Consider the following 24,025-nt stretch of genomic DNA (forward strand, 5'->3'; position numbering starts at 1 on the left):
TCGTTTTTAATTTCTAACTAATTCTATTGCACCAAAAACGCCTGCACTATCACCTAGTTGAGGTTTTAGGAACAGGGTTTCTACTTTTCTATTATTGAAGATATGGTCTTTTAACTTTTCGGGACCATCTGTGTATAATTCCTCAATGTGACTCACTCCCCCGCCGAAAACTATGGCATCAGGATCAAGTACGTTAATGATATTTCCTACTGCCTTTGCGAAGCTAGAAGTAAGAAAGTCTACTACTTTTCCAGCTTCTTGTTGGCCCTCTTCTTTATATCTTCTGTAAATTTCTTTAAGTTCTACTTTTTCTCCTGTAAGGTTAGTGTAGTATTTTTCTAAGGCAGGGCCTGCAAATACGAGCTCATTGCACCCTTTTCTGCCACAGTAGCAAGGTTCTCCATCAGGATCGAAGGTATTGTGCCCCCATTCACCTCCTATACCGTGTCTTCCGGGAATAACTTTGCCGTTAACTACTACGCCCCCACCTACGCCTGTGCCTAAGATAACACCAAATACTACATCATGTCCTTTTGCAGCGCCTTGTGTAGCTTCAGCAAGAGCGAAACAATTAGCATCATTAGCCAGTTCAATTCTTACTTTCAATAGATCTTTCAGGTCCTTTTTGAGATTCTGACCATTCATAGCTGTAGTATTACAGTTTTTCATGGTCTGAGTCGAAGGATCCAAGGTTCCCGGAGTGCTGAAGCCTATGGCTTGGGGTAGAATTCCTGTTTCTTCTTTGATTAGATCAATTAATCTCTTGATCTGATTCAGGATATGTTCATATCCTAAATGGGCCTCTGTGGGTACACGTTTTCTGATGATTATTTCGTTCGTTTCTTCTGCTAGAACAAGGCCTTCAATCTTTGTACCGCCCAGATCTACACCCCAGAGGTATTTCATACAATCTGCATTTTTTACTGAGACGAAATTAAGCATTTCCCTCGGTTTGGAGATAATATTTCTGAACAAAGTCCCAGAGTTCTTTTCCTTTTTCTTTCATGAGTTGAGGTGCTTGAGCCATGGCTTGTGGGATTGAAATAGTTGAGGATGTCAAGGAAGATTGGTAGATGATTTGCTTGTTTTCCAGTGGATGACTGATATGGCCGGCTACTAAAGCAAACTTCTTATCGGGGACAATAGTCATTAATTTTTGTATCAGTTTTCCGTGTCTGGTTTGTAGGTCTATTTGGCCTTCTCCAGATATAATTAGATCTGCAGATTCTAGTTTTGAGCGAAGATTTTCCAAAAGTAGGTCAGAGGCCGAACCTATCTTGGCATTTAGAAAATAATTGAATCCGGCACCTATTCCCCCTGCTGCACCGGCTCCGGGAGGAAGTTTAACGTTAGGGAATAGATCCGTCAGGTTCTTCATTCCCTCTTCCAAAAGGGGTAATTGCTCCGGTGTGCCTCCTTTTTGGGGAGCGTAGGTATAAGTGGCCCCATTGGGACCGAGCAAGGGATTATTTACATCGGTAGCGATCTGTATATTGATCTCTAATTCTACTGCTTTGTAAGAGTGGATATCTTTTAAGGTTTCACCGCATATCTTAATGAGCTTCCCCTGTTTGTCATAAAATTCGAAACCCAATGCACTTAAAGCCCCTAATCCTGCATCGTTAGTGGCAGATCCGCCTACGAAGATGATGAAATCTTTGTATCCTTGTGATAGGGCAAATTTGATTCCCAGACCTAAGCCGTATGTCGAAGTCTTTAAAGGGTTTCTTTCTGAAGGTGCCAGAAGGTTTAATCCACAAGATAAAGCAAGCTCAAAGTAGGCGGTTTGATTCTGAACTTTGAAATGGGATTTTATATTGCGGCCTAGAGGGTCTATCGTATCAAAGTAGATTTTCGGGAGTGGGAGCATATCTAAAGATCCTTCTCCACCATCAGCTACAGAGATTATTTCAATATCTTTTGCAGGAAATGAAGAAGCAAGTAGGGAACCTGCTTGTAAAGAACTTAAGCTGCCTTTAAAGGAGTCTAAAGCAAACAGAAACTTCATAATACTATGAAATTTAGGTGATTTGCTATGAATGGGAAAATTTTAGTCCGCTTATTTCGTATTGTATTAGAGCAACACCCTGCCTTTTACTCGATAAAAATCATAAATTTGAATTGTAAATCAGAGGGCTAATCCAGCAATGATGACGGAAAAGACTTTTTATTTGGAAGCATTTGATGGCAGAAAGATGTATTTTCATCAGTGGACCGGGGATGCTGAGGCTAATTTAGTCCTCATACACGGTATGGGTGAGCACAGCGGAAGGTATAAATCTTTCGCCTCCTATTTTGTAGAAAGGGGGATCAATGTTTATGCTATAGATCTCTTTGGTCATGGAAAAACGGAAGGTCCAAGAGGACATACCCCTAAAATGGAGGATTATCTCTGGCAGATTGATTTTTTAGTGGGAATGATACAGCAATTAAAGGCTCCTTTATTTCTGTATGGACATTCTATGGGAGGAGGTTTAGTGCTAAACTATCTCTTTCGTAAGAATCCCAGGATAGCTGGAGTAATAGCATCTGCACCTGCCATAGAAACGGCCTTTGAAGTACCGAAGAGCAAATTGTTCTTAGGAAGGATGGGAAGAAAATTAATGCCGGCCTTAACCCAGAGGAACGGAATTAATGCAGAAGCCTTATCAAAAGACAAATCAGTGATCAATGCCTACCACGCTGATCCTTTGGTACATGATATTATATCAGCCGAAGTGGGGATAGGGGTAATAGAGTGGGGGAAATGGTTAGCTCATTTAGGTAGAGATGCCGTTGCTACTTCCCTTTTGGTAATGCATGGAGATAAAGATGAGGTGACTAGCCCTATAGCAAGTGAAAGATTTGCTTCTAAATTCCATAGTGGAGATGTGACTTTTAAGTCCTGGGAAGGACTTTATCACGAACTGCATAACGAGCCTGAAAAAGAAGAGGTCTTATCCTTTGTATCACAATGGATTAAGTCCAGGATATAACGTGGTATAATATAAAGATTTTTTGGTATTTTTATTTTCCGAACAAAGGGGATAAGTGGAATTGTTCTACATTTCGAAAAAAAGCGAAGGCGTGTCTCGTAGTTCCTTATCTCTAATCATTTTGATCATCCTCGCGGTAGCCTGGGGTCTCTCATTCTTGTTTATCAAAAAACTTACTGTAGCCTTTAGTGGAGTGGAGATTGGTGCAGGCAGAATCTTTGTAGCCTCAGCATTTCTCCTGCCTTTTGCACTGTATAATAGAAAAGGTTATCCTGTAAGTAAGACAGTACCTATAATGCTTTCAGGATTATTTGGATATCTACTTCCGGCTATGGTTTTTGGAACGGCAGGAAGCAAGATTAGCAGTTCATTATCCGGTACTCTGAATGCTACCACTCCTATTTTTGTCCTCTTGATAGGAGGTCTGTTTTATAAGAAAGTGATTTATAGATATCAGTACATTGGCATCTTCTTAGGATTTATAGGGAGTTTGATCTTGATATCCAATGGGGAGAAATTAGCTTTGGATTTTAGCAATCCCTATGCACTTCTGATTATGATTGCCACCATGATGTATGGTTTAAATACCAACATTCTGAGTTTTCATTTGAAAGAAGTTAAGCCCATCATTATCAGCTCTTTTTCTGTTGGAATGATGATTATCCCTGCTACGGCTATTTTGCTGACTACAGATTTCTTTGGGAAAATACTTTTAGAAGAGAATAGGCTGTATTTGTTGTATTTCCTGATTTTAGGTATGGTTAATTCCGGTCTGGCGGCAATACTTTATAATTATCTATTAAAGATTACTACCCCCATTTTTGCCTCATCTGTGACCTATTTAATTCCAGTGGTAGCCATTATTGCCGGGATGTTAGACGGTGAGATGATAGGTGTTTCTCACTTGGTTGGAATGGGTATTATCTTGCTCAGTATTTTCATTCTTAATAAGAAGGTTTCCGCTTAGCCTTTCAAATTGGAGATTTAGAATTTATCTTTGTTCCAAAAAATAATACTCATGTCTCTGAGATACAAAAGAATTCTCCTGAAATTAAGTGGTGAAGCGCTAAATGGTGGAGATAAAAGTCAGATCATCAATCCTGATATTTTAGAAAGTTATGCAAAAGAAGTGGCTGAAGTGGTTAGAGCCGGCGCAGAAGTAGCCATAGTGATTGGAGGAGGAAATATCTTTCGCGGTGCAGCCAGTAAATCAGGTATAGATCGTTCTCAGGGAGATTACATGGGTATGTTAGCTACTGTTATTAATGGCATGGCTATTCAAAGTGCCCTGGAAACTGAAGGTATCAAAACCCGACTACTTTCTGCCATTAAGATGGAGCAAGTGGCTGAGCCATTTATTAGAAGAAGAGCTATTCGTCACTTGGAGAAGGGAAGAGTAGTGATCTTTGGTGCAGGTACCGGTAATCCCTATTTTTCAACGGACTCAGGTGGTGCTTTACGTGCCATTGAAATCGGAGCAGAAATACTTCTGAAAGGTACTAGTGTAGATGGGGTATATACAGACGATCCTCGCAAAAATCCGGAGGCCGTAAAGTATGAGACCATAGGATTTGATGAAGTGATTGCTAAGGGATTAAAGGTGATGGATATGACAGCTTTTACCCTTTGTAAAGAGAATAAATTGCCTATCATCGTATTTGATATGAATGAGAATGGTAACTTACTTAAAGTAGTAAAAGGAGAAGCTATAGGAACTAAGGTTAGCTAATTATATACAAACAGACAATATGGAGGAAATCGATTTGATTCTTGACCTGACTCAGGAGAGTATGGAAAAGGTAATAAAGCACACTCAGATTGAGCTGAGTAAGATCAGAGCGGGCAGGGCCAGCACTAACATGCTTGATGGTGTTTTAGTGGAGTATTATGGCGTTATGTCTCCTTTGAGCCAAGTGTCTTCCGTTACCACCCCTGATGCTAGAACCATTCAGATTAAACCGTTCGAAAAGAAGATTATTTCTGATATTGAAAGGGCTATTATTAACTCGAACATTGGCTTAAATCCTGCTAATGACGGAGAAACCATCCGCTTGAACGTTCCACCATTAACGGAGGAAAGAAGAAGGGAATTAGTGAAGCGTGTTAAAGCCGAAATTGAAGTAGCTAAGGTTGGTATTAGAAAGGTAAGACAAGAAATGAACGATGATCTTAAGAAGCTTAAGAACGATGGCGTTTCAGAAGATGCTATCAAAAGTGGAGAAGAGAAGGTTCAAAAATTGACTAACCAATACATCGAGAAAGTAGATCAATTGTTAGCAGCGAAAGAAGCTGACATCATGCAAGTGTAGTGGATATTTAATGCTTTATAAAAGAAAAAGGAGGCTTAAGCCTCCTTTTTCTCCTCTTTGGCTAATTTCTGTTGTAAAATATAGCTTCGATTGCTGGATTGTTGATTTTACCCAACTTTGCCATTTTTTGTTGGAGTTTTGCGAAGTCGGTTAAATTAATTTGTACACTTTCAAGCCAGTTTTCCATTCTCACACGATTGAGTAAATCTCCTGTGGTAATTCTTTTTCTTTTTGCGTTTTTGTACCATTTAGTTCCTGGAAGTTGCTGCGATTTTTTTTCGTTTGATTTGTGAGCTGCCAGTAAGATCATTGCGTAACATGCTGATATAAATTGGGGCACTTTCTCGACAGCTGTTTTCTCACGCACTTGTGCCTGTCCGCAGCCGATCAATGTTTTTTGATCACGAAAGCCTACCTCTATTTCCCACCTTCTAATATAAGCCTGTACAAGTAATTGGATATCTATATGCTGGGAGGTAGAAATTAGATAGGCAGGGTTTCGGTAAAGTAATTTGGAGCTTTTTGTAAGTCGGTAACTAACTGGACGAATAATGACTAGCATCAGGTTTCGCTCCCCGGATTTCCTCCACCTAACATTTTTTAGTGTTTTCACCTCAAAGACTCGTTTTTTACCTGCTGCCCATGCTTCTATCTTTTGGTATGGTATTTCTGGACTTTGCCGTATTTGTTCTGGTGTAGGTAACTCTCTTCCAAAATAAGGTTTTCTTCCCCTTTGATTTATTTTTACTTCGGCAGGAGAAAATAGCTTTGCATCTTTTCTTATTCTCCCTATTAATTCCACTCCGGCTGGCAGCTTTTTTATTACCGTTTCGTTGGTGTAACTACCATCAACACTTAACACCACTTTCTTATTAGAAAAACCGTCCGCATTTAAATCTTCTCTCAGAGAGAGGATACGCTGCAGACCTACTGCACTCATCTTCTCTTTCTTGTGTTGTTGCAAAAAAGTAGCTGTGGTTTGCTCGTCAGCGCCTTTAGTAGGCTTTTTTACTGGTGGACAATGGGTAAAGTCAACAGGAATTGCTCGAGAAGGCCCAAACACTCCCTTTTCTAGTAGCGATAAAGACACTTGAATAAAACGCTGCCCCCACACAAAATTACTGCTAAATGGCGGACCAAGTGGATCACGCATCCAACCCGTTCCGAAGATTTTCTTTCCTCGTTTACGTAGTAATGTATCGTCCATATGAGCATAAATATAAGGATGCTCCCAACCGTTAGTAAGTACTACTTCTTTGCGTATACAGCCAAATATCTTGCTCATATTCATTCGGCTGCCCTTAAAAAGGCGATAGGTAGCCGACCAGTCCAAGAACTGAGCACCACTGGCCGTTACCATTCCCGTAATAGTACATCGGCCAACACACGATAAAACACCTAAAGCAAGAGTCCGAGCTCGCTCAAAGGTTCTAAGTTGATTAAACGCTGGTAAGCACTTTTCAAATAATTCCCGAAAAGAACAAATTAGACCTTCCTTGGGAGTTTTTTTTTAAGCTCTTTTACAGAGTCGTCACTACGCTGTAGAACCAAACGTTGATGATCGTCAATCACCCATTCCACCACTTCTCCTTGCTGGAACTCTATGGCTTGCGCAACAGCAGCAGGAAAATTTACGTACCACTGCTCACTCTTGGCTCTCTTAATTAATTGAATTTTCGTCGGATATCCCATGTCTAGTCGTGTAACTAGATATAAATCTCACAAAAAAATGCGACAAATCAAAATCTGACGCACTTTTTTTTTAATATCTAGTAAATAACCAAACTCAAGAAAAAGGAGGCTTAAGCCTCCTTTTTATTCCTCATCTCCACCTTTGGTATCGTCATTATTGATACCCCTTTTCTTCGACTGCACAAATTTCATATTGCCCAATTTATAAGAGAAGGTCAGACGTACGTTCTGGTTGTACATATAACTAGTGCTGTTAGAGATGAACTGTGTAGTAGCAGAATTGTTTTTCATGGTCATACCACCGAAGAAATTGTCTGCTCCCAAGCCCAAGCTCGCATCTTTATTGATATCATATCTAATAGCTACTGAGTAATTAGGCATCGCGCCAAAAGCACCTTGTAGATTTACACGCTTTCCTCTATAGCCACCGTTTGCTTGGAATGACCACTTGTCAGATAGTTTTAGATTAGTGGATAATCTACCTCCTAATACCACTCCATCTGTGGTTCTGCTAACCATACGGTCACCTTTGAATTCTTTACCTTCGATATTGACATAGTACATATCAAAGTTACCTGTAATGTTCCAGTTTCTAGTGATCACGATATTAGCGAAGATATTACCGCCTACTGTAGACTCCTTACCCACGTTCTCAAATGTGGTTACAATGGCAGAAGGATCTAAGTTTTGCAATTCTGGGATATAAGGATAACGAGTAGACGCATCAGCTGCAGTCATACTTATACGTGTAATGTTATTTCCAGAATACCTACCGAATGTAGATAAAGTAAGGTAAGATTTACCGATGGATTTACTTACGCTAAGTTCAACATTGTGCGTTTTTTCCGGATTTAGATCCGTGGTACCCATACTTACATTTAAAGGATCTACTATGTTGATGTTAGGGTTTAACTGTCGCATACCCGGACGTTGGATTCTATAGTTGTATGACAACTTAGTAGTATACGTTCCGAAAGGTTTGGACAAGTTTACGCTAGGTACAAATACAGGGTATTTATCTGAGAAGTATTGCTTCACCGGTACATCTGCTCCAACCTGATTGATGGTTTGGTCAGCGTCTAGTGTAGTATACTCAAATCTACCTCCGGCTTTGATGGTCCATTTACTTGCTGTAGAGTAAGTATAAGCTGCGTAAGCAGCATAGACGGTCTGGCTGTATTTAAGCCCACCACCAGGGTTTTTGGGGTCGGCAGGAAGGTTATTAAAGTTCTCTCTGTCTTGGCTTACCCCCGTTGATCCTAAAAGGTACAGATATTTACTGTCAATCTCACGAGTTACACTCTTTGCTCCAACTTCCAACTGCTGATTTTTACCTATGGATTTCATGAAGTCCGTTTGGAAGGTTAATTCAGTGTTTAGGTTGTCATTATCATTCCACTGCTTCTGAGTTATGGTATTGTTTATGCCGTTAAGATAATTGGTATAGTTGTCGCTTTTGTCTTTGCTATGGCTATACATGGCTGAAACCGACCATTCTGTACCTGGAGAAAACACCTTTACATAGTCTAAGTTATAGTCAAAGGTAAGTCCTTTAGTTAAGGCCTCCATATCTCTTAATTCCTGGCGAATCAGTTCATAGGCATTACCTAATGAATCCAAACCTGAGTAGTTGAATCTTTGATCGTTTTTACGGTTGAAGTTTCTCACGCCTACCGCCATACCCCCATAAAGAGTCTGGCCACTTCCTAAATCGTAATCAAATCCTAGGTTATATCTACCAAACATACCGTTGTTTTTACCGGTAGCTAGTTGGTCTGTTCTTAAGCCGGTTACTAAGTTTTCATTGAAACTTTCGCTTTTCGACTTGTTATAATTCATTCTTCCAAATCCACCGAAAGATATGCCCAGTTTTCCGGTTCTATAGTTTCCGTTGAATCCTAAGTTTGATGCTCTGTTTCCTAAACCACCATTGATATTTAGGTTAAGACCTTGAAGGGTAGATTTTTTGGTGATGATATTGATGATACCTGCTGTACCTTCTGCGTCATATTTTGCAGAAGGAGAAGTGATAACTTCCACGGATTTGATTAGTTCTGAAGGAATCATCTTCAAGGCATCCGCTATGCTGGATGCTACGATAGTAGACGGTTTATTGTTAATCAATACCTGGATGTTTTCTGAACCTCTTAAGGATACGTTACCGTCTAAATCCACACTTAGCATAGGTACGTTCTTTAAGACATCAGAAGCGTCTCCACCGGCAGAAGTAAGATCTTTTTCGGCATTGTAAACCAAGCGGTCAACCTTCTCCTCTATCAATGGTTTTTCGCCCGTCACTACCACACCTTCAAGTGTGATAGAGCTTGATTTTAACTTGATAACACCCAGATCTACATCTTTTCCTTTCTCTACTTTTACCTTTTCTATCTTCAAGGTTTCATATCCTACAAATGATACAGTGATAGTATAGGTGCCTTCTCCAATTTTCTTGAATTCGAACTTACCGTTTTCATCCGCCATGGTTCCATCAAGCGCTTTTCCGGAGGTTCCATCCAATAGGGCAACTGAAGCAAATTCCACTGCAGTGGTAAGTTCAGAGTCTACAATATTACCAGTGATTTTTGAATTTCCTTTCGGAGCTGTTTCAAGATTTAATTCTCTATTTTGTTGTCTATTAGGAGGAGTACGTTCTTCCTGTCTTCCATGACCACCACCTCCACCGGGAGGTCCCCACTGTGCAAATGCAGTTGTGCTAAATAACAGGCTAATCAGTATTAATGTTTTACGAGACATCATTATAATATGTGTAATTACTAGTAATTTGGACGTAAAATTAACGCTGAGGTTTAGTTTTGGGTGCCTCTGATAGACCAAACCATGTTTTAAAGCGACCAATGCTAGAGTTTTAATGACTCATTTTATCTGTATCGCCAAGGATACAATATGTGCCGTTAGAGCGGTGCTTCTGTGGTAAATTCCGTATCTTATTTCCATTGATTTCCAGGAGTTTATTCCTAAAATCCCACCTGGAGTAGATACTCTCATTCCTAAACCACCAAAATGTGAGGTAAATTTAGATAAGTCCGTGTCACTGCTGTAATACTCACCTAAAGGATCATGTGCCTGATAGGGGGCGTAATACCTGATTCCATTTTGAGCATTAAACCTGTAATGTGGAGTGAGAGAGAAAAATGGATTTATTTTCCACACGGTTTCCAGGTTTAAGGTATGTGCTTGTAAACCCCAGGTGTCAAGATAATAACGGTATAAGGTTCTGAAGATTAGATTATCACCAGCGAAGTAATTCGTTCGGAGGCTAATAGGGAATTTTATTCTGCTTCCAGGAAGTTTCTCCACCCTAAGACTATTGTCATTAAAATATACTCTATGAAAAGGCGTGCTTAAAAGTCCCTCTTGATAAGAAGGATCAAAGAGTATCATGCCCTGTAATTGGGGATTGATAATTCTACTATAACCTAAGCTAGCGCTATAGGTGTTCCGTGGCTTATATGGAATTCCTTTAGAATCTTCTTCAGCTCCGGTAGGATACCCCGGAGGACGTAATTCTGCAGGTAGGATCATTTTCCATTTGTCTAGGAAGACATTGACCTTAGCAGAAAATTCTCCATTATTATCCGGAGTAGCCTTGGCCCATTGAAATCCAAAACCATAGGATTTGTAGTCAAATTCAGTGGAATATGATGCATTTAGGCCTAGTGTCTGTCCATTTTGATCATTTTTTCTGGTCCATACTATAGATGGATAGATGTGTTGATCCGTGCGGGATGCTGAGGATAAGGTGGTGGGATCAATTTGATCAGAGGAGGCAGAAGTATATTGTTCTATTGCGCCTTCTACAAAGAAGGTGTTTTTCCGCAGTTTTTTATCTAATAAGCTAAAAGTTAGGTTCAGACTGCTGCCTATATCCGTTAGTTTTTCTGAACCTATACCTCCTGTAACGGCAGCCATATTTCCGTTCTGGGTATAATATGAGCCTACTAAGTTAGCTTCCTCAAATTTTAATTTACGGATCTTAGTGCTATCCTGCGCCTGAGAGCTTAACCAAGCACATAATATTCCTGCTGTAAGAATCAGTTTTTTCATAATTAATTACATCCGCAGCCTCCTCCGCTTTTTCCACCGTTTGCTCCCGCTGCACCTTCTCGATACAGTTGGAAACTATTCTCAAATTTCTCCACAGACCTATTAGATAGGCTCATTTCTGCATCGTTGATCTTCGCTTTTTGATACTCCTTTACCGGAACACAAGAGCTGAGAAGGAAAAGAAAAAGCAATTTTTTCATGCACGGATATTGTTTGAGGTGTAAACTCTATTATGATCATCTACTAAGATACAAGCTATTTGATTCATTTGATTGATCAAATTCAGCCCATCTTTTACTCCTAAGATAGAAAGTGGGGTAGTCATGGCATCTGCTAGTTCTGCATGAGGACAGATTACTGTTACACTTTTAAGGCCAGAAATTGGTAAACCTGTTCTGGGGTCTATGGTGTGCGAGTATCTTTTTCCATTTATTATGGCATATTTTTCATAGGGGCCGGAGGTGGCAACTGCCATTTCTCCTACCTCTAATTGAGAAAAGGGATATTGAGGTGCATCCGGGTCAGCTATGGAAATGGTCCAAGGTTTACCATCGCAGCGTCCCCAGGTTTTTAGATCTCCACTGGCATTCACCACACCGTTCTTTACTCCTCTTTGCTTTAAAATAGCTACTGCCTTATCAGCCGCGTAACCTTTTCCAATTCCCCCAAATCCTATACGCATTCCTTTCTCTTTTAGGAAAACGGTGGATTTCTCTTGGTCTATTTGAATGTTCTTATAATTAACCAGTTTCAAATTTTGTTTAGCCTCTTTTGAGGGAAGAATGCTCAGGTTTTTGTCAAAATTCCATAAACGCTTATCAATAGACCCATAAGATAGATCGAATAAGCCTAGGGTTAATTCAGAGATCCTTTGGGCTCGAGTTACTAATTGCAAGAACTCTTCAGGAACCTCTACGGCCTGTATTCCTGCCATGGCATTAACTTTAGAGGTAACACTGTTATCTGAATAGGTAGTCAGCAAGGCCTCTATTCTGGAGATCTCCTCTATAGCCGCATCTATGTGTTCTTCACCTTGATCAACACTGATGACAAATCGATTCCCCATAAGTTTGACTATTCTGGATATCATTTGGCCTTTTGTATAGTTTCAAGGAATTTTTCTTTACTAATAGATTTAGTATATCCATCCCAAGTTTGTATGACCTTTCCTTCAGGATTCAAAAGAAGGGTTAATGGGAATTTTCCATGGGGATTGTATCTCTCAGCTAATTGTTCATTGTAGGCCTTTTGCTCTGCGGGAAGCTGATTCTTTTTCATCCTGGGGAAGTCAGCTCTGACAAGGACTAGTCTGGCTTCAGCTACACCTTTAAATTCATCAGATTCGAAAATCTCCTTTTTTAGCTGTATACAGGGAGCACACCAATCAGAGCCGGAGAAATTCAGCAGAACTAATTTCTCTTCTTTTTTTGCCTGATCTAAAGCGGACTCCAGGTTTGTACCCCATTGAAGTAGTAAATAGAAAAGTAGACTTAGCATTACTCGTATATAATTATGGTTTCACCGTCAAAAGCTGTTTTATATACCTTGATTCCTTTTGTCCCATATTCATTCAGACCGGTGCCGGACATATTGTATCGCGCTCCATGTTCGGGACAATACCATTCCCCAAATCGGTAAGAAATGGTTCGGTTATTCTCGTGAGAGCATACTACTGTTGCAGCGATATATTTTCCTTCTTTTGAAAGAGCTAAGACAAAAGTATTCCCTAAGGTGATGTATTGATTTCTAACCAAAAGTTTGGCGTACCTTGGATCTGAAATGTTGATCCTATAGAGGTATTGGATCTTTTCCAATTCTTCCGTAGTTATCTGATAGTCAGGATCAGGTCCAGAGCCGGTGATCTCTTCAACCGGACTGCCGTCTGGTTTCAGTAAGGTTCCATCCGGAAGGCGGGTTAAAGCTCCCACTTCCTGTTCTCCCACGCAGGAGAGAAGGGCCATAAGAGCTCCTCCTGTAAATCCGCAAGATTTTAAAAATTCATACCGGGTCATATAGAAGCGGTTTTTGTTGTAAAAAAACGCAGATTTTCTTCTTTATGGGTGCATTTTGCAGTTTTTTTTAGAATGTAAATCAGGTATTAAGGGAAAAAGGTGGATAGAACTTACTTTTGTGGTATTAATCGACTTCTATGAAAATCAGCGTTATTACCGTTTGCTTTAATGCGGTTCAAACCTTGGAACAAACAATCACAAGTGTTTTAAGTCAAGATTATCCGGACTTTGAATACATAGTGGTAGATGGTGGATCAAAAGATGGAACGGTAGCTCTATTAGAAAGATATGCTGATAAGATTAGATACATTTCTGAAAAAGACAATGGGATTTATGATGCCATGAATAAGGGAGTCCGTCTAGCTAGCGGAGAGGTCATAGGTGTAATTGGCGCTGATGATTTTTATCCAGACGTTCAGGTATTGAGTAGAGTGGCCAAAGGTTTTACTGAAGTGGATACAGATTCTGTGTATGGAGATGTAAAGTTTGTAGATCCTCTCGACACAGAAAAGGTAGTGAGATTTTGGAAAGATGCTCCATATGATAAAGCGAATTGGCTTAAGGGATGGATGCCACCGCATGTAGCCTTCTTTTTGAAAAAGTCAGCCTATGAAAAGTACGGTCTGTATCATACTGAATTTACTTGTTCAGGCGACTATGAGCTGATGCTAAGAATGCTATATAAGAATGACTTAAAGGCTCATTATATTCCAGCCACACTGATGACCATGCGAGTAGGAGGTACCAGCAGTGCCTCATTAAAGCACAGATGGGTAGCGAATCAAGAAGATAGAAAAGCTTGGAGGATGAATAATTTGAAGCCAAAGTGGTATACACTTTGGCTCAAACCTATATCTAAGATTAAACAACTTTTCATGAAGGGTTAAAGGCGCCCAAACTTGCCCTCGTCAAATTTGCGGAAGGCCTGTAAAAGCTCAGCTTGAGTATTCATAACAAATGGACCATAATGTGCTACAGTTTCATTTAAAGGCTGACCACTGAGGAGCAGAACTTTGGAATTCTTCTCTATACCTTTTAATGTGAAGCTATCTCGCACATTATTTTCCATTAGGACAAACTGATCTTTATTTACAGTAGTCTCTCCATTCACCAAGATGCTCCCTTCTATCACGATGAAGGCGGTATTAAAGTGCGCGGGTAGGAGGAATGGAACTTCTCCGTTCAATGTTATATTATATACGTGCATAATGTACTAGCTGCACCTTTTACACCTTCGTATTCACCTGCCACTACTTGTACTGTCCCACCTGTCAAATTAACCTTCGGGATTTGGACTAGATTTTGATATTTCGGTGTAGTGTTTTTGTCTTTCGCCGGAAGGTTAACCCATAACTGTACCATTTGAAAAGCTCCACCGTTCTTTGACCATTCTTTTTCATGAAATTCTTCATGTAGAATGCCGGACCCGGCAGTCATCCATTGGACTTCTCCTTCATTTAGGATGCCATGATTTCCTCTACTGTCTCTATGTTCAATCTTTCCTTTGTAGGCAAAAGTTACGGTCTCAAATCCTTTATGAGGATGTACTCCTACTCCTTTGGGAATTTTAGAAGATGGAAATTCTATTTCAGTATTATATCCTATAGCAAAGAACGGATCTAAACGGTGCCTTGTGATATCTCCTCCTAAGAAGGAGGTGGTATAAAAACCATCGCCCACCCATTGGAAGGACTTTGGACTTAATATTTTTTCAATTTTTCTCATTTGTGTAGCTTTTTGTTCAATACAAAGTTACTTTAGTACGGAGAGATCCTTGCTATGCGTTACTTTGCGGTAACTAGTTACCTGAATGTTACTCATGTTAAAGAAACCTAATTCTGATCCGGCCGGTTGTACAGCTGATATTTTAGCTTTGCAAGATACCCTCGGCATTTTGGGAGGGAAATGGACCCTCCTACTATTACATTATCTTTTAGTCAGGGAGGATGAGGTGGTAACGTTTAAAAAGATGGAGAAGGATTTAGTGGGTATCTCTGCTAAAGTTTTGACTGCCACCCTAAAGTTGTTAGAAGAGAACAGGTTGATTCAGAGGGAAGTTTTAGAAACCAGGCCCATTAAGGTCCAATATTCTATTACTCCGTATGGAAGGGAAATTCAGGAACTTCTCCAAGTCATGGTGAAGTGGGGTTGAACGCATAGATTGCATATAACGCAATTAAATAGGGCGCCGAAGCGCCCCATTGTTCTTATTTTAATACTTCCGGAATAGGTACTCCGATAGATCCGTTAGGTTCTAAGATTTTCAATAACATGGCCAAGGTAGGCGCAATGTCCGAAATGTACGTAGGTTTAAATGTCTCACCTTTATTGATACCCCAGCCGTAGAATAACATTGGTACGTGAGTATCGTAAGTATACATAGTGCCGTGAGTAGTACCTTTTATTCCACCTTCAAAATAAGCAGGTTCAGGGATGATCATGATCTCTCCACTGCGCTTAGGATTATAAAGGGTGTTTAATTTTCTTTGGTAATAATCAGGCAACTGAGTGAATTTTCCTTCTGCTAGGTTAATTACGGCAAATACACCCTCTTTTTGAGACATAACATGGTTTAAAGTGGCAGTGATCTCGTCAATGCTGAGATTGCGCTTAGAAATCAAATCTCTGTTCAAATAGATCTGATAATTATCGTAATAAGTGATTAATTTATCATCTCCATATTTCTCCGTTAAAATGGTTTTAGCCATTCTAGAAAGTTCACTACCAATAAATACTCCTGAAGGAATGCGGTGTTTCACGTTAAATGCTGGAATATTAGATACGGCATGGTCAGCTGAGAGGAATACTGTATAGTTTCCTTTTCCTACTCTCTTATCCAAGAAGTTCAAAAGCTGTTCTATTTCTCTGTCTAAACGTACATAGACGTCTTGTATTTCCTTTGATTGAGGTCCGTAAGAATGACCTGCATAATCTGTTCCAGAGAAACTGATAGCTAGGAAATCAGTTACGTCACCACCACCTAGGTTCTCACTAATTACCGCTTCTTCTGCAAACTGTCTAGTTAGAGTATTTGAGAATGGAGAATGATATAAGCTCTCCATGTTCAGAGTATGAGGGAAGACAGATTTCTTCTCTACAGTTGCGGTATTTTCATACCCTTGTTCGTCCGGCTCTGATTCCGTGTACTGATCTATAGGAAAGAATGTTTCCCATTTCTGAGTGATATAATAGTCTGGAAGTTTTTTAGCATTAAACTTACTTACCCATTCCGGAAGAGTTTCTTTATAGTACGTACTGGTAATAAAGTTACCACTGCTACCATCATACCAATAGGCATCACCAGTATGTCCTGCAGGCATAATGGCACCTCTGTCCTTAAATGAAATACCTATCACCTTGGATTGGAATTGAGTAGCAACTCTCAGTTGGTCTGTAATAGTAGTAACCTTTAGATTTACAGGAGACATTTTACCGGCAGAAGCTTTGCCTTCTCCTACTATTTTAACCGTAGAATCTCCTGCTACATACATTCTGGCTCCTATGGTTTTTTCATACCAATCGTTACCTACGATTCCTGAAATGGCCGGCGAAGATCCAGTATAAACGTGTGCATGACCAGGTCCAGTTACGGTAGAAGCATAGTGATAATGGTGATTTCTACAGGTAAATCCTTCTCCCATCATTCTCTTAAATCCTCCCGAAGAAAATTTTCCGCTAAAACGGTGCAAGTATTCGTCGCGCATTTGGTCTACGATTATCCCTACTACAAGTTTTGGTCTGGCTGGGCTAGCGTTTTTTTTCTGAGCCTGGGCTGGAGGGATAAAGCCTAGGATACACAGAATTATAATAAATCTTTTCATTAACTTTTTTGGCAAATGTACGGGGTTCTAAAATTTTGGACAATAAAACTGTAATCTTATTCTCTATTAATGACGGAATAACCTTTTTCATAGCCGCTTTTAATGCAAGCTTTTATGTCATCCAGATTAAAACTGGTTAATTTTATGGGTATGTTTTCTTCTGGGCGAATGACCTTCAATTTGATCTTTTTGTTAATGGTAAATCCATACAGAGAGACCAGGTTCTGGTTGTAGTTCTCTGCCCAATCAATATCATTATTCTCCAATTGGTTAACGGAGATATCCTTCATTCTTTCAATAATATTGAGAAGGTTTTTATGATTGATAGGTTCCATGTTTCTATGTCTCGGATGGGTAGCTACGGCATAAATTTCTGTAGCTCCATCTTCTATAGCCTTTCGGATAGGAATTACTTCTCTTAAACCACCATCCATATAAACTTCTTTCGGGTCATCTCCTGCTTGAACAGGTGGCATTATGATGGGAATAGACGAACTGGCTCTCAGGTAATCCATGAAATAATCTTCAAAGGGAGAAGCATATTTCATATTTCCTGTGTGAATATTTACTGCACCTACCTTTATTTTGATGGGGCTTTTTTGCAGATCTTCTACTGACACGTATTTCTTTACTTTTTCATGTAGAGGATTGACATCCAAAAGCCCGTCAAACCTACCCAGCATGGTATCTACTCCTAAGGTCCAATAAGATTTTGGGATTCCCACGTCTTCCGGCTTGGTGATATTATTCAACCAGAAGCTGATGAGTTTTTTGTTGGCTCCATTCCAGTCAATGTATCCGTACTTGTGTTGTTGCCTTCCGGCTTCTGCAACTAAAAATGAAGAGTTCAGGGCACCGGCAGATATACCATAAATCATGTCAGGTACGAATCCCTTTTCAAAAATGGCTTGAATGGCACCTACTTGCCATGCCCCTTTGAGTGCTCCTCCTCCTAGAACTAATGCTTTCATATGGTTTTCAGACTATTGCTACGGTCAATCTACTGACGCAAACTAACTTTTGATTTTCGTCAGTTATCTTGATGTCCCATATGTGTGTCCTTCTTCCAATGTGTATGGGAGTCACTTTTCCATACACCCATCCTTCTGATACCGGTCGGAGGTGGTTAGCATTGATCTCCAGTCCTACCGCTTTCTGTTTCATGGGGTCATCTAAGCATAATACGGATGCTATACTACCTAAGGTTTCTGCCAAAGCCACAGAAGCACCACCATGTAGAATGCCAAAGGGCTGCTTCGTTCTATGATCTACCGGCATTTTAGCTATAATATAATCTGTGCCTAATTCAACGAAGCTTATTCCCAGGTGATCACCTAAGGTGTTTTTGCTCATTTCCAGGAAAACATCCAGGTCAATATTGTTCTTAAACATATTGGCAAATCCGTATTTTTGCCAAACTTAACGAAACTTTATGTCAAAAAAAACTATATACCTGATCCGTCATGGTGAAACTGAATACAATAAATCAGGTGCTGTGCAAGGAAGAGGAATAAATGCAGATCTTAATGAAACAGGCCAAATGCAGGCTCGGGCATTCTATGAACACTACAAAGATATCCCCTTTCAAAAAGTATATATTTCTACGTTAAAGCGCACATATCAAACGGCTTACGGGTTTATTGATGCCGGAATTCCTTACGAGTCTCTGGAAGGATTAGATGAAATCAGTTGGGGTACGGTAGAAGGTAAAACCTTGCACGAAACAGGCTATCAGGTTTTTAAAGAGGTATTGCACAGTTGGGAATCTGGAGATACAAAGGCCAAATTAGAAGGCGGGGAGAGTCCGGAAGAGGTGGTAGTTCGTCAGAAAGCGGCTTTTTCTCACATTTTATCTCATAAAAATGAGGATTTGATACTCATTACCATGCATGGTAGGGCCATGAGGATACTTTTATCCCACCTGTTAGGTACTCCCTTAAGCATGATGGACCAGTATGAGCATTCTAATACCTGCCTTTATATTTTAGAATACGACTACGATAAGGAAGCATTTAGTCTGGTTTCTGCTAACAATACAGATCACCTAAAAATCCATTTAAATCTATAAAATCTGTAAAAAACTCTACAGGTTCTGAGATTTGATCGTAATTTTAAGCTGATGAATCAAAGACAGTTTTATTGGGCCTTTCAAATCATCGGATGGGTGTTTTATGCCCTATCTGATTTGGCTTATTTTGTGCTTTTTCTACAGCCAAATAGTTTGTCAGAATTAGAGGCCATGGTTTTTAATTCTTGTATTTATGTGCTTACAGGGATTTCATTGACCCATTTTTTTAAATTGATATTTAAGAATTACGAGTGGATCAAGTTGCCTGTAAACCAACTAGTCATTCGCTGCCTTTTAGGAGTGATATTGATTACATCTCTCTTTACTGCGATAAACATTTCCCTTTACGAAGAATATTTCGGGGAGAAGACAGCACGTATCTCCTGGTATTTTAAGGACTTTGCTTATATTATCAACTTTAGTAAACCTATGGTGATCTGGGTTTTGCTATATATTTTCGTAGCCTACACCATTGAGATTCAAAAGAATAATATAGAAAGGATTAGGATGCAAGCTTCCATTGAAGCTTCAGAGGCAAAGATCTTAAAGGCCCAAATCAATCCTCATTTCATGTTTAATGCCTTGAACAGTATACGGGCCTTGATTTTAGAGGAGCCCAAAAAGGCTCAGACCGGTATTACCCAACTTTCCAATATTCTCCGAAGTTCCCTAGTGGCTAACCGGCGAACGACCATCCCTCTAAAGGAGGAACTGAAAACCATAGAGGATTATTTGGCACTGGAAAAGGTGAGGTACGAAGAAAGGCTGCAGTCAACTTTGGAAATAGATCCTTCTACGCTGCATATTGAAGTTCCTCCAATGATGCTTCAGACCCTTGTAGAAAATGCTATTAAGCATGGGGTTCAAAAGGCTGAGAAATGGGGATTTGTAGAAGTGAAGAGTTTTATTGAGGAAGGCATTTTGACCTTAACCATTAGAAATACCGGGGTGTATGTAGAGCATAATAATCATGGAGATGATTCAGGCTTTGGATTACAGAACACTCGAAGAAGATTGAACCTAATCTATGGTACAGAGGCTTCGTTTAATATTTACCAAGAAGAGCCTCTGATAGTTCAAGCCATAGTGAAAATACCCTTAGAAAAGAAAGTAACTTTAAATTCCGAAAACGATGAAGACCATCATAGTTGATGATGAGAGACTTGCTCGCAATGAGTTGAAACGTCTCCTTGAAGATTTCCCTAAGATCAATGTGGTTGCAGAAGCAGCCAATGCGGACGAGGCCATAGAATTGATAAATGAGCATAATCCGGATCTCTTGTTTTTGGATATCCAAATGCCCGGGAAGAATGGTTTCGAGCTTTTGGAAACCATAGAGGATAAAGTTCCTGAAGTGATCTTTACCACTGCCTATGATGAGTATGCATTGAAAGCTTTTGAATATAATGCCTTAGACTATATCATGAAGCCTATTGACACTGCCAGGTTAGCGGAGGCTATCCAAAAGGTGGAGCATGAAATGAAACGCACTGAGACCATCAGTCCGGAGAGCTTTCTTGGTGAACACGATCAGGTTTTTGTGAAAGACGGAGAAAAATGCTGGTTTGTGAAATTAGGAAAGGTCAGGTTGTTTGAATCTATGGGCAACTATGTTCGTCTGCATTTTGAGGATCAAAAGCCCATGATTCTAAAGTCCTTGAACAGTTTGGAAGAAAGATTGGATCCAAAGGTATTCTTCCGTGCTAACAGGAAACATATCATTAACCTGCACTGGATAGAGAAGATTGAACCTTGGTTCTCCGGTGGTTTGTTAGTGACCCTACAGGGGGGAACTACTGAGAAGATAGAGATCTCCAGGCGGCAATCCATCAAGTTTAAAGATCTTATGAGTTTATAAAATAAATGGCGGTCATTTGACCGCCATTTTTACTTTACATCTTTCAGTAACTCTTCAATTGCCTTTTCCAACTGCTGATCTTTGCCTTCTGCAATCAGTTTAGGGTCATTTTTCACTTCGAAAGTAGGTTTGGTTTCATTGTTTTCTAACCATTCCCCTTTCTTATTTTTCGCTGAGATAGGCACTGCACCCCATCTGGTACCGTCACTTAGTACTTCCCATCCTGCGAAACTACATGTTCCTGGAACCGGCATACCCACTGTCTTTCCTATGTTCAGATCAGTGTATCCGCAAGAGAAGCAGTGTCCGTCACTGTAGTTAGCCTCGTTAAACATAGCTAAGGTAGGCTTGGTCCACCGGAATGTAGGCTCATATCCTACAGATCTGTCTTTTGTAGCGTAATCAAGGAATTTATCTCCTGTAAAGAACATAGCCAGGTCTGATACCAAGTCACCGCCTCCATTGAAACGGGTATCAACGATCACTCCTTTTCTGTCAGCGTATTTACCCATCATTTCTTCATAAGTATTACGGAATTGTCCGTCATTCATTCCAGGGATATGAACATATCCAAGGGTACCGTTACTCAACTTGTCTACTTCTTCCTGATTTTTCTTCACCCATCTCTTATAAAGCAATGCAGATTCTTCAGCTAAGCTGATTGGCTTTACGGTAATCTGACGCTTTTCAGCATTACCCGGTTCAGAGATTTCCAGTAAGGTAAATTTACCAGCCTTTCTGTTTAAATACCACGCTAGGTCCTTTTCAGGAGTGATAGTTTCTCCGTCAATCTTCTCGATGATGGTTCCAGGCTTGATTTGGAACGCTACCTTGTCTAGTGGTCCATTAGCCAATACCTCCAAAATACGAATCCCGTTACCGGTATGCTTGAAGTCTGCAAAAATACCTAGAGAGGCGGTAGCATCTCCGTTTGGAATAGATCTGCTATATCTTGCACCTGCATGCGAAACGTTTAGTTCACCCAATAGTTCAGAAAGCATTTCAGCAAACTCATAACTATTTCCAATATGAGGAACGTACTTCTCATATTCTTTTTTCAGTTTGTTCCAATCTGCTCCATGCATATCCGGAGTGTAGAACATCTTTTGAGTTCTTAACCAAACGTGCTCAAACATGTATTTTCTTTCCGCATCGCTATCCAAATTCACTTCGCCGGAAATGTTGATATTATCTCTTTTCTTAGAATCAGGATTGATCTTAGATAATCTACCACCACTTAGGAAATAAAGGTTCTTTTGTTCTTTGTCCCATTCTAGACTTCCTCCCATACCATCTAATGGAATTTCCATTTTGGTTTCTTTGGTACGAAGATCTGTACTCCATAGGTTAGCATTCTTCTCAAATCTGGCTAGATAATAAAGTTTCTCACCATCTTTAGAAAGTATAGCGTCACTTAATGAAGAAGAGTGTATAGTCAAACGAGCTTTTCTGTCTGTTAATCCATCCCAGTCGATCACTATTGGAGCCACCTCTTTGGTTTTAGCGGTATCCTTTTTAGTCGGCTCCATTTCTTTTAGGAGGGCAACTTCATCTTTCGACAGGTTGAATTTCTCCCAACCTTCTTTGGTTAGGAATAAAGTATAAACGTCAGCCTGAGATCCACCACTGTTTGCGTGATCTTTCATACCGTGTCTATTGCTGAACCAAAGGATTTGCTTACCTCCGTTAGCCCATTTGGCATTATAATCATTATAGCCACTCTGAGTGATGTTCACCATAGGCTTCTTTCCTTCAGCGTCCAGGATCACTATCTCACCATTTGACATGGTAGGTTTATACGAAGCGAGTAACCATTTGCTGTCCGGGCTCCATTCGAAGTATTGGTCTCCATCACGCATATGGTATAATTGTTCAGGAGTAAGAAGGGTAACAGTCTTAGAAGAAGCTAAGTCCATTACCTTTAAGGTTCTTCTGTTCTCTATGAAAGCTAATTTCTTGCCGTCTGGTGAGATCTTTGGAATGTAATTATCATTCTTATTACTTACTAAGGCTTTCTCCTCAATTAGTGTAGAAGCATAGAACAAAGGTTCTTCTTTTCTCAACTTCTGGGTTTGGAAGATCTGCCATCTGCCGTCTCTTTCACTAGCATAGATGATGCTCTTTCCATCAGGAGAGAACTGTACAAAACGTTCTTGTTCCGGAGAGTTAGTCAATCTTTTTGTGATCTTACCGTCAACAGAACCTACAAAAACCTCACCTCTGGCAATGAATGCTACTTCCTTACCATTAGGGGAAATGGAGAAATCACTCACACCACCGTTCACCGGTGAAACTCCATCCTTGTTAGAGATTTCTTGAGTGTAAATAGTAATATTTACCTTCTTAGGTGACTCACCTTCTTTTACGGTATAGATCTCGCCATCATAGGAGAAAGCTAATAGACCGGAATTAGAAGATGAAAGGAATCTAACGGGATGAGTTTTTAGCTTAGTTATTGCTGTTTTCTTCGAAGGATCTGCTAAGCTAGTCTTGAAAATGTTAAACGTACCACTTTCTTCGCTAAGGTAGTAGATGTCCTTATCGCCATTAGTAAATATAGGTTGGCGATCTTCTCCGTAGAAATTAGTGATCTTCGTATGCTTCCCGGTCTGGGTATCATACGTCCAAATGTCTCTGGTTATAGATGATTTGTGGTACTTTCTCCACTCGTTTTCTCCACCTTTCTTGTCGTGATAGATCAGTGTTTTTCCGTCTTTGCTAAATCTGGCATATTCTGCAGGAACAGAAAGAATCTGATTCACTCTTCCGCCTTTTACCGGAACGGAATATAGTTCCGGTTGGGAAGCTGTAGGATACTGGCGGTGTTCAGGTAAGTCCTGACGAACTCCACCGAATACTACTGACTTTCCATCTGGAGTGAATGAAAACGGAATTTCATCGTTAGAATGATAGGTAAGGCGAGTAGCTTCTCCACCTTGAGCATTCATGATAAATAGGTCAAAATTACCGTATCTATCAGAAGCAAAAGCTATCTGCTTCCCGTCCGGACTCCATACCGGCTGGTAGTCGTGTGCTTCATGGAAAGTCAGCTGAGTAGCTTGACCTCCTGCACTTGGAACTTTGTACAAATCACCTTTATAGGTGAAAACGATAGTTGAACCATCCGGAGAGATAGCAGGGTATCTCGCCCATTTAGGTTCTGTTTGGGCATGCAATTGCTGCCCCATGAGGGTCAATGCGATTAGGGTAATCTTCTTGATCATA

Annotated in this window: 25 protein-coding genes; 9 read left to right on the plus strand and 16 right to left on the minus strand. The window is 40.1% G+C overall.

Annotated elements, in window-relative coordinates; translation table 11 throughout:
• Positions 1-6 precede the first annotated feature (6 nt).
• Together LBYS_RS15430 and LBYS_RS15435 are read right to left on the minus strand one after the other, a co-directional pair.
• Positions 7-906: an ROK family protein gene (locus tag LBYS_RS15430; protein WP_013409778.1), complete on the minus strand. Its 900-nt coding sequence runs from the start codon at positions 904-906 to the stop codon at positions 7-9.
• A gap of 28 nt (positions 907-934) precedes the next feature.
• Positions 935-2,008 carry a glycerate kinase family protein gene (locus LBYS_RS15435; RefSeq protein WP_013409779.1) on the minus strand — a complete coding sequence of 358 codons (1,074 nt, stop codon included), beginning with the start codon at positions 2,006-2,008 and terminating at the stop codon, positions 935-937.
• A gap of 139 nt (positions 2,009-2,147) precedes the next feature.
• Here LBYS_RS15435 and LBYS_RS15440 point away from each other — a divergent pair, with 139 nt between their 5' ends.
• The 4 genes from LBYS_RS15440 to frr all read left to right on the plus strand — a co-directional run bounded on the left by LBYS_RS15440 (position 2,148) and on the right by frr (position 5,284).
• On the plus strand, positions 2,148-2,975 hold the full coding sequence (locus LBYS_RS15440) for an alpha/beta hydrolase (protein ID WP_013409780.1): 828 nt from the start codon (positions 2,148-2,150) through the stop codon (positions 2,973-2,975).
• 121 nt (positions 2,976-3,096) lie between these two features.
• Positions 3,097-3,942, plus strand: a complete 846-nt coding sequence (locus tag LBYS_RS15445) for a DMT family transporter (RefSeq protein ID WP_187287900.1) — start codon at positions 3,097-3,099, stop codon at positions 3,940-3,942.
• Positions 3,943-3,993: 51 nt separating this feature from the next.
• Positions 3,994-4,704 (plus strand): UMP kinase, encoded by a 711-nt coding sequence (gene pyrH / locus LBYS_RS15450; RefSeq protein WP_013409782.1) that lies wholly within the window; start codon positions 3,994-3,996, stop codon positions 4,702-4,704.
• Between the two features lie 19 nt (positions 4,705-4,723).
• Positions 4,724-5,284, plus strand: coding sequence for a ribosome recycling factor (gene frr / locus LBYS_RS15455; RefSeq protein WP_013409783.1), 561 nt, complete (start codon positions 4,724-4,726; stop codon positions 5,282-5,284).
• A gap of 61 nt (positions 5,285-5,345) precedes the next feature.
• On the opposite strand, the gene LBYS_RS15460 is transcribed toward frr, so the two are convergent.
• The 8 genes from LBYS_RS15460 to LBYS_RS15495 form a co-directional block, all read right to left on the minus strand.
• The gene (locus LBYS_RS15460; RefSeq protein ID WP_083794560.1) at positions 5,346-6,770 is read right to left on the minus strand and encodes an IS701 family transposase; all 1,425 of its coding nucleotides are present in this window, start codon (positions 6,768-6,770) and stop codon (positions 5,346-5,348) included.
• The gene (locus LBYS_RS15465) at positions 6,770-6,976 is read right to left on the minus strand and encodes a hypothetical protein (protein WP_013408218.1); all 207 of its coding nucleotides are present in this window, start codon (positions 6,974-6,976) and stop codon (positions 6,770-6,772) included. Before LBYS_RS15465 ends, LBYS_RS15460 begins: the two co-directional genes overlap by 1 nt.
• 123 nt (positions 6,977-7,099) lie before the next feature.
• Entirely contained in the window at positions 7,100-9,733 is a 2,634-nt protein-coding gene (locus tag LBYS_RS15470; protein WP_013409784.1) for a TonB-dependent receptor, read from the minus strand.
• 117 nt (positions 9,734-9,850) lie between these two features.
• Positions 9,851-11,041, minus strand: coding sequence for a DUF3570 domain-containing protein (locus LBYS_RS15475; protein ID WP_013409785.1), 1,191 nt, complete (start codon positions 11,039-11,041; stop codon positions 9,851-9,853).
• 2 nt (positions 11,042-11,043) lie between these two features.
• Complete coding sequence (locus LBYS_RS15480) at positions 11,044-11,241, minus strand: DUF4266 domain-containing protein (RefSeq protein ID WP_013409786.1); 198 nt, start codon at positions 11,239-11,241, stop codon at positions 11,044-11,046.
• Positions 11,238-12,131: an FAD:protein FMN transferase gene (locus LBYS_RS15485; protein ID WP_013409787.1), complete on the minus strand. Its 894-nt coding sequence runs from the start codon at positions 12,129-12,131 to the stop codon at positions 11,238-11,240. Before LBYS_RS15485 ends, LBYS_RS15480 begins: the two co-directional genes overlap by 4 nt.
• Positions 12,128-12,538 (minus strand): thioredoxin family protein, encoded by a 411-nt coding sequence (locus LBYS_RS15490; protein WP_013409788.1) that lies wholly within the window; start codon positions 12,536-12,538, stop codon positions 12,128-12,130. The genes LBYS_RS15485 and LBYS_RS15490 overlap by 4 nt, the downstream gene beginning before the upstream one ends.
• Positions 12,538-13,053, minus strand: coding sequence for a Rieske 2Fe-2S domain-containing protein (locus tag LBYS_RS15495; RefSeq protein WP_013409789.1), 516 nt, complete (start codon positions 13,051-13,053; stop codon positions 12,538-12,540). Before LBYS_RS15495 ends, LBYS_RS15490 begins: the two co-directional genes overlap by 1 nt.
• 137 nt (positions 13,054-13,190) lie before the next feature.
• Here LBYS_RS15495 and LBYS_RS15500 point away from each other — a divergent pair, with 137 nt between their 5' ends.
• Entirely contained in the window at positions 13,191-13,940 is a 750-nt protein-coding gene (locus LBYS_RS15500) for a glycosyltransferase family 2 protein (RefSeq protein WP_013409790.1), read from the plus strand.
• On the opposite strand, the gene LBYS_RS19700 is transcribed toward LBYS_RS15500, so the two are convergent.
• Positions 13,937-14,260 (minus strand): pirin-like C-terminal cupin domain-containing protein, encoded by a 324-nt coding sequence (locus LBYS_RS19700; RefSeq protein WP_229310430.1) that lies wholly within the window; start codon positions 14,258-14,260, stop codon positions 13,937-13,939. The genes LBYS_RS15500 and LBYS_RS19700 overlap by 4 nt on opposite strands.
• The gene (locus tag LBYS_RS19705) at positions 14,242-14,778 is read right to left on the minus strand and encodes a pirin family protein (protein WP_229310431.1); all 537 of its coding nucleotides are present in this window, start codon (positions 14,776-14,778) and stop codon (positions 14,242-14,244) included. The genes LBYS_RS19700 and LBYS_RS19705 overlap by 19 nt, the downstream gene beginning before the upstream one ends.
• A gap of 94 nt (positions 14,779-14,872) precedes the next feature.
• Between LBYS_RS19705 and LBYS_RS15510 the strand changes: the two genes are divergently transcribed.
• Positions 14,873-15,205, plus strand: coding sequence for a winged helix-turn-helix transcriptional regulator (locus tag LBYS_RS15510; RefSeq protein WP_041824864.1), 333 nt, complete (start codon positions 14,873-14,875; stop codon positions 15,203-15,205).
• 55 nt (positions 15,206-15,260) lie between these two features.
• Here LBYS_RS15510 and pafA read toward each other — a convergent pair whose 3' ends face one another.
• From pafA to LBYS_RS15525, 3 genes are read right to left on the minus strand one after another with little or no spacing between them, the layout of a single operon-like run.
• Positions 15,261-16,874, minus strand: coding sequence for an alkaline phosphatase PafA (gene pafA, locus LBYS_RS15515; protein WP_013409792.1), 1,614 nt, complete (start codon positions 16,872-16,874; stop codon positions 15,261-15,263).
• Positions 16,875-16,930: 56 nt separating this feature from the next.
• Positions 16,931-17,845: a patatin-like phospholipase family protein gene (locus LBYS_RS15520; RefSeq protein ID WP_013409793.1), complete on the minus strand. Its 915-nt coding sequence runs from the start codon at positions 17,843-17,845 to the stop codon at positions 16,931-16,933.
• Positions 17,846-17,852: 7 nt separating this feature from the next.
• The gene (locus tag LBYS_RS15525; RefSeq protein WP_013409794.1) at positions 17,853-18,266 is read right to left on the minus strand and encodes a hotdog fold thioesterase; all 414 of its coding nucleotides are present in this window, start codon (positions 18,264-18,266) and stop codon (positions 17,853-17,855) included.
• A gap of 40 nt (positions 18,267-18,306) precedes the next feature.
• Here LBYS_RS15525 and LBYS_RS15530 point away from each other — a divergent pair, with 40 nt between their 5' ends.
• Genes LBYS_RS15530 through LBYS_RS15540 form a run of 3 tightly spaced genes read left to right on the plus strand, consistent with a single transcriptional unit; the run spans position 18,307 to position 20,800 of the window.
• Positions 18,307-18,942, plus strand: coding sequence for a histidine phosphatase family protein (locus LBYS_RS15530; RefSeq protein ID WP_013409795.1), 636 nt, complete (start codon positions 18,307-18,309; stop codon positions 18,940-18,942).
• 51 nt (positions 18,943-18,993) lie between these two features.
• Positions 18,994-20,094: a sensor histidine kinase gene (locus LBYS_RS15535; RefSeq protein ID WP_013409796.1), complete on the plus strand. Its 1,101-nt coding sequence runs from the start codon at positions 18,994-18,996 to the stop codon at positions 20,092-20,094.
• Complete coding sequence (locus LBYS_RS15540) at positions 20,075-20,800, plus strand: LytR/AlgR family response regulator transcription factor (protein WP_013409797.1); 726 nt, start codon at positions 20,075-20,077, stop codon at positions 20,798-20,800. The genes LBYS_RS15535 and LBYS_RS15540 overlap by 20 nt, the downstream gene beginning before the upstream one ends.
• A gap of 29 nt (positions 20,801-20,829) precedes the next feature.
• On the opposite strand, the gene LBYS_RS15545 is transcribed toward LBYS_RS15540, so the two are convergent.
• Positions 20,830-24,024, minus strand: coding sequence for a S41 family peptidase (locus LBYS_RS15545; RefSeq protein ID WP_013409798.1), 3,195 nt, complete (start codon positions 24,022-24,024; stop codon positions 20,830-20,832).
• Between the last annotated feature and the right edge of the window lies 1 nt (position 24,025).

The sequence above is a fragment of the Leadbetterella byssophila DSM 17132 genome (assembly GCF_000166395.1).
In the GTDB taxonomy this organism is placed as follows: domain Bacteria; phylum Bacteroidota; class Bacteroidia; order Cytophagales; family Spirosomataceae; genus Leadbetterella; species Leadbetterella byssophila.